The sequence below is a fragment of the Oleiphilus sp. HI0128 genome, assembly GCF_001635365.1.
The window spans coordinates 1-1271 of sequence record NZ_LWGG01001007.1 but is presented as its reverse complement, the minus strand read 5'-3'; the positions used below and the strand labels follow the sequence as shown (position 1 = coordinate 1271).

The 1271-nt window shown below is 43.9% G+C and carries 2 protein-coding genes and 1 pseudogene; all 3 read right to left on the bottom strand.

Features of this window, described 5'->3' with window-relative positions; genetic code table 11:
- Positions 1 to 207: 207 nt before the first annotated feature.
- A complete protein-coding gene (locus A3763_RS17070) occupies positions 208 to 609 on the bottom strand; it encodes a hypothetical protein (RefSeq protein WP_068633819.1) in 402 nt (133 codons plus the stop codon).
- Positions 610 to 726: 117 nt separating this feature from the next.
- Positions 727 to 1011 (bottom strand): hypothetical protein, encoded by a 285-nt coding sequence (locus tag A3763_RS17065; protein ID WP_068553828.1) that lies wholly within the window; start codon positions 1009 to 1011, stop codon positions 727 to 729.
- A gap of 136 nt (positions 1012 to 1147) precedes the next feature.
- Positions 1148 to 1271: pseudogene (locus tag A3763_RS17060) on the bottom strand (QacE family quaternary ammonium compound efflux SMR transporter); the annotation flags it as partial.

Below are 1271 nucleotides of genomic sequence, written 5' to 3'. Positions count from 1 at the left end.
GCTGAACAGTGGGAAAACGTGCCACCTACCCTAAAAATTTAAACGGAAAGGTGCCAGATTAGAAACGTGCATTCCTTGCCGAATACTGAGCCTTAAACCTAAAGGCCAAAAAACATTTAACGCCGCAATAAAGGGCGAGCGGCGCGCAGCAGAGCGAGTCCAGCCCACGACCCTTTGTGGGCGTCTTTGATTGCCTGGTTATACGTTTTAGTATTCGCCGAAGATCTTGACCTCATAGGTGTAATTGCTAAAGCCGGCAGGCATGTTTGTACAGACAGCTTCAATGTCGATGTTACCACTTGAAAACGGCTTATTTATTAGCAGTAATGGGCACCGTTTAAAGAAGCTGCCATCTGATTTTTTAACGATAAAATTTACAGAAACATTGAGCCATTCGTGTTCGCTGTTGTTCTCAGCTATTGCGGTAAAAACCAACTTGTCACCGCTGAGCCAATGATTAACTGTTTTAAGGTTTATATCAGGGTCGTTTACCCGCGTAATCATTGCTTCTTGCACTTTCATGTAAGCGAATACGCCCGCTGCAAAAAGCACAACTAAAGAAGCGGCAAAAACAACAGAGAGGAAGCAATACTTCACATACTTGTTCATTCTGGAAATTCCATTTTTACGTATAACGCTTTTATAAACGGCGCGCGTCTTTTTGCGCGTCCAGTGCAGGCCACGTGTTTTTGTGGCCGGAACGATGTTTGATAAACTTGTTAGTTGTCATTTTGCCCCAAAGCTCTCTAGTACTGGATAGTAATATTCTGCGACTACCAGCCCAGAAAAAATACACGCAAGCAGAACCCAGACATGCCATTCACGAACCCAGCTACCCTGTGCTTTTAACTCGACCAATTCTTCTTCGTTTTCACCGACAGAGGCAAGAGACATGAAAAGTTGTATACCCATAATACCAATGAGTATATGAATATAGGGCGTACCGAAAAACCAAGAAATTCCGTAGACCAAAACACACAAAATACTAAGTATTATTGCTACTCGTTTCATATCCCTACTTACAACTAACGCCTTGCACAGCGGAAACTGTAGTGTAGTGGCTTTGTGCAACAATGAGCGAAGCGAATGCACAAAGCCGCGGAGCGGAGGTTTTCCGACTGGTGCAACTTGTTAGATGCATACTGGACTAATGTGCACTGGTTTTTGAAAGCAAGTTGAGAACAACAACGCCACCAACGATTAAACCCATGCCAACATACCCCCAAAGGTCAAGTTTTTGCCCGTGCATGAACCATGCGATTAGAGTTACT

What these genes read in the sequence shown, in the direction of transcription:
- A3763_RS17065 (WP_068553828.1), bottom strand. Translation starts at nt 1,011, where the DNA reads ATGAAACGAGTAGCAATAATACTTAGTATTTTGTGTGTTTTGGTCTAC.
- A3763_RS17070 (WP_068633819.1), bottom strand. Translation starts at nt 609, where the DNA reads ATGAACAAGTATGTGAAGTATTGCTTCCTCTCTGTTGTTTTTGCCGCT.